General features: G+C 64.4%; 2 protein-coding genes. Both read left to right on the top strand.

Features of this window, described 5'->3' with window-relative positions:
- Window positions 1-1,955, top strand: a 1,955-nt coding sequence (locus MSIMFI_RS26875; protein WP_191499968.1) for a non-ribosomal peptide synthetase, incomplete at its 5' end; no start/stop codon positions are given.
- A partial coding sequence (locus tag MSIMFI_RS26870) for a condensation domain-containing protein (RefSeq protein ID WP_191499967.1) occupies window positions 1,952-5,058 on the top strand: 3,107 nt, incomplete at its 3' end. The genes MSIMFI_RS26875 and MSIMFI_RS26870, both read left to right, overlap by 4 nt.

Raw genomic sequence — 5,058 nt, 5'->3', positions numbered from 1 at the left:
GGGCGCCGTTGGGGGTGCAGTACGCCGATTACACGTTGTGGCAACGGCAGGTGCTCGGCGATGAGGATGATCCCGATTCGGTGTTGGCGCGCCAATTCGCCTACTGGCAAACCGAATTGGCCGGCTCCCCCGAACAGATCACGTTGCCGTGGGACCGGCCGCGCCCCGCCCAGCAGTCATTCCGGGGGGAGTTGGTCTCCTTCACTGTGGATGCGGGGTTGCGGGAGCGGGCGGATCGGTTGGCCCGCCACACCGGGACGACGATGTCGATGGTGTTGCAGGCCGCGCTGGCGGTGTTGCTGCGCAAGCTGGGGGCCGGCGAGGACGTCTGCATTGGGGGGCCGATCGCGGGGCGCACCGATGCGGCGTTGGCCGATCTGATCGGATTTTTCGTCAATACCTGGGTGCTGCGGGTGGACACCTCGGGCAACTGCAGTTTCACCGACCTGCTGGCCCAGGTACGGGCCAAGGCGTTGGCGGCCTACGAAAACCAGGACGCCCCGTTTGAACGGCTAGTGGAGCTGCTCAACCCGGCTCGCTCCACTGCGCATCACCCGTTGTTTCAGGTGTCGTTTGTTTTGCAGAACAATCCGGTACCCACCTTTGCGTTGCCCGGGCTGGGCGTCGAAGCTATGCCGGTATCGACGGGTACCGCCAAATTCGATTTCTCGATGTACCTCTTCGATCTCCCAACCGAGGCCGGACAGCCGCAGTCGCTGCCGGGCTTGATCGAGTACGCCACCGACCTGTTCGACCACGCTGCGATTGAGGCGTTCGTCGGCTACTACCTGCACATCCTGAACATCGTCACCGCCGATGCCGACCGCGGTATCGACACGATCGAGATCATCGACCCTGCCGCGCGCCAGCGACTGCTGGCCAACGACGCCCCCACGCCGCTGCCCGAGGCGACCATCCCTGAGTTGTTCGCCGCCCAGGTGGCGCGAACCCCGAATGCGCCTGCGGTTCACGATGATCACCACGGCCTGACCTACGCGGAGCTGGCCGCGCGGGCACACCGGTTGGCCGCGCGGCTGCGCGGCCATGGGGCAGGACCAGAGACCATCATCGCGGTGGCCCTGCCGCGTGGGGTGGACCTAGTCACCGCGTTGTTGGCCATCACCCAGACCGGGGCGGCCTATCTGCCGATCGACCCGCACTACCCCAGCCAACGCACGGGCTACATGCTGGCCGCGGCCGCCCCGCAGCTGCTGATCACCGATGCCGCTACCGCACCCGCCCTGCCCGAAAACACGGTCCCCCAACTCATCCTGGACCCAGACACCCACGACACCGAGATGGCCCCCAACCACCCCGAGCGACGGCCACATCCGGACGATCTGGCCTACATCATGTACACCTCCGGGTCCACCGGGGTGCCCAAAGCCGTTGCCGTCACCCACCGCAATGTGGTGCAGCTCGTCGTGGATCGGTGTTGGGGTGCGGCGCACGAACGTGTCTTGGTGCACTCCTCTGTCGCGTTTGATGCCTCGAACTATGAGGTGTGGATTCCGCTGCTTCGTGGGGGCGCCCTGGTCATCGATTCCAGCACCGGCGGTGATGTCGGTGCGTTGACACGCTTGATCGCCGCGCATCAGGTGACCGCAGTATGTCTGACTCCGGCGGTGTTGGATCAGGTGGCGGCAGGGCCGATGGAGGGTTTGGCGTCGCTTCGTCAGGTGTGTGCGGGTGGGGATGTGTTGTCGGCGGCGACGGTGAGCACGTTGCGCACGGCTCATCGCGAGCTGGAGGTGATCAACGGTTACGGGCCGACCGAAACCACCATGTGTGCAACCTATTACACCTGCGACGGTGATGGTGAGTTGGCTGGGCCGTCGGTGCCGATTGGTGGCCCGTTGGGCAGTGTGCGGGTGTTTGTGTTGGATGCGGGGTTGTGTGTGGTGCCCGTCGGGGTGGCCGGTGAGTTGTATATCGCCGGCGGCGGGCGGCGTTGACCGCGTCGCGGTTTGTGGCGTGTCCGTTCGGCGGGGTCGGCGGTCGGATGTATCGCACCGGAGACTTGGTGCGTTGGGGTAGCGATGGCCAATTGCACTATGTGGGCCGCGTTGATGAGCAGGTCAAGATCCGTGGGTACCGCATCGAGCGTGGTGAAATCGCTGCTGCGATAGCGCAATTGGATGGAGTAGACCAAGCGGTGGTCATCGCCCGCGAAGACCGCCCCGGCGACAAGCGCTTGGTGGGCTACGTCACCGGCGACGTGGATCCGGGTGCGGCGCGCGCGGCGTTGGCTGATCGGCTGCCCGACTACATGGTGCCCGCCGCGGTCGTAGTCCTACCGCAGTTGCCGTTGACGGTCAACGGCAAACTGGATCGCGCGGCGTTGCCGGCGCCCGACTACACCACCGCAGAGAACTACCGCGCCCCCACCACACCGGTCGAAGCGGTGTTGGCCGGGATTTACGCCCGGGTGTTGGGGCTCGAGCGGGTCGGCATCGACGACTCGTTTTTCGAGTTAGGGGGTCAGTCCCTGTCGGCGACCCGATTGGTGGTGTGTATCCGCGCCGAGCTGGGGGTCGAAGTCCCGATTCGGGTGATGTTTGAGGCGCCCACGGTGGCGGGGTTGGCCGACTGGATGCGTGCTGATGGTGGGGCGGGGATCCGCGCGGCGTTGTCCGTGCGAGAGCGCCCAGCGCGGATCCCGTTGTCGTATGCCCAGACTCGGTTGTGGTTCATCCATAACTATGAGGGCCCGTCGGCGACCTACAACATCCCGTTGGCGTTGAGGCTGACCGGGGATCTGGATGTGGCGGCGTTGGGTGCGGCGCTGGGTGATGTGGTGGCCCGCCATGAGAGTTTGCGCACGGTGTTCCCCTCGCATGACGGGGCGCCCTGGCAGCAGATCCTGCCGGCCCGGGGGTTAGAGGTAGGTGTGGGGGTCAGCGAGGTCTCTGGTGAGCAAGAGTTGGCTGATGCGGTAGCCGGGGTCGTTTCTTATCGATTCGAGTTGGCCAGCGAGATCCCGATCCGCGCCCAGGTATTACGGGTATCGCCCAGCGAACATGTGGTTGTGTTGGTGATTCACCATATCGTCGCCGATGGGGCCTCGTTGATGCCGTTGGCTACGGATTTGACGACGGCGTATGTGGCGCGTTGTGCCGGGCGGTCCCCGATCTGGTCGGCGCTGCCGGTGCACTATGCCGATTACGCCCTGTGGCAACGGGAGGTACTGGGGGATGAGGATGATTCCGAGTCGCTGTTGGCACGCCAATTCTCGTATTGGCGAACCGAATTGGCCGGGTCCCCTGAGCAGATCGTGTTGCCCTGGGATCGGCCGCGGCCCCCACAGCAGTCATTTGATGGTGAGGTTGTGTCGTTCAGCATCGATGCGGGGTTGCGGGGGCGGGTGGAGCGTTTGGCGCGCTGCACCTGTACGACGATGTCGATGGTTTTGCAGGCCGCCTTAGCGGTGTTGTTGCGCAAGCTGGGCGCTGGTGATGACGTCTGCATTGGGGGTCCGATCGCTGGGCGTATGGATGCGGCGTTGGCCGATCTGGTCGGGTTTTTCGTCAATACCTGGGTGTTGCGGGTGGATACCGCTGGCAACCGCAGCTTCACCGAGCTGCTGGGACAGGTGCGGGCGAAAGCGTTGGCGGCCTATGAAAACCAGGATGCGCCGTTTGAGCGGTTGGTGGAGCTGCTTAACCCCGTGCGCTCTACCGCCCATCATCCGCTGTTCCAGGTCTCGTTTGTGCTGCAGAACAATCCGGTACCCACCTTGGAGCTGCCCGGGCTAGGTGTTGAGGCCATGCCGGTGTCGACGCATACCGCCAAGTTCGATTTCTCGATGTACCTAGTCGACCTACCCCCGGTCGGGGGGCAGCCGCAACCACTGCCCGGAATGATCGAGTACGCCACCGACCTGTTTGACCACCCCACCATCGAGGCGTTTGCCGCGTATTACTTGTACATCCTTGACGTGGCGACCGCGGATGCCAGCCGTCGTATCGACACGATCGAGATCCTCGATCCTGTTGCGCGCCAACGTATGCTCGCCCACGACACCACTGCGCCGGTGCCTGACGCGACCATCCCGGAGCTGTTTGCTGCGCAGGTGGTGCGGACCCCGGATGCGCTTGCGGTTCAGGATCGTCACCGCAGTTTGACGTATGCGGAGCTGGCGGGGCGGGCGCACCGGTTGGCTGGCCGGCTGCGGACTGTCGGGGTGGGATCGGGGTCCATAGTCGCGGTGGCGTTGCCGCATCGGGTGGAGTTGGTGACCGCGTTGTTGGCCATTGGTCAAGTGGGGGCGGCGTATTTGCCGATCGATCTGAGTTATCCCAGCCAGCGCACCACTTACATGCTGCAGGACGCCGCCCCGCAGTTGCTGATCACCGATGCTGCGACGGCGCCCAGCCTGCCCGAGATCGGCATTTCGCGGCTGGTCCTGGATCAGCAGGGCGCCGACGGCGCCCCCGACCTGCCCGAGATGCGGCCGCATCCGGACGATTTGGCTTACATTATGTACACCTCTGGGTCGACCGGGGTTCCTAAGGCGGTGGCGATCACCCACCGCAATGTGGTGGCACTGGCGCGAGATTCGTGTTGGGGGGATGCGCACCAACGTGTACTGGTGCATTCTTCGATCGCGTTTGACGCCTCCAACTATGAACTGTGGATTGCGCTGCTTCGCGGGGGATGTTTGGTCATCGATTCCAGCACACGGCGTGATGTCGGCGCGTTGACACGTTTGGTCGCCGAGCATCGGATAACCGCGCTGTTTGTGACTCCGGCGGTGGCCGACCAGGTGGTTGCGGGGTCGATGGAGGGTTTGGCGTCGTTGCGTCAGGTGTGTGTGGGTGGGGATGTGTTGTCGGCGGCGACGGTGGACCGGCTGCGTGCGGTTCATTCCGAGCTTGAGGTGATCAATGGTTATGGGCCGTCCGAAACCACCATGTGTGCCACCTATTACACCTGCACTGCCGGCGACGACCTTGGTGGGCCGTCGGTGCCGATTGGTGGCCCGTTGGGCAATGTGCGGGTGTTTGTGCTTGATGCCGGGTTGTGTGTGGTGCCGCCCGGGGTGCTGTCTGTTATACG

The sequence above is a fragment of the Mycobacterium simulans genome (assembly GCF_900232995.1).
Lineage (GTDB): Bacteria > Actinomycetota > Actinomycetes > Mycobacteriales > Mycobacteriaceae > Mycobacterium > Mycobacterium simulans.
Note: the sequence above shows the minus strand (reverse complement) of the source record. Positions and strands in the feature narration are given on the sequence as shown.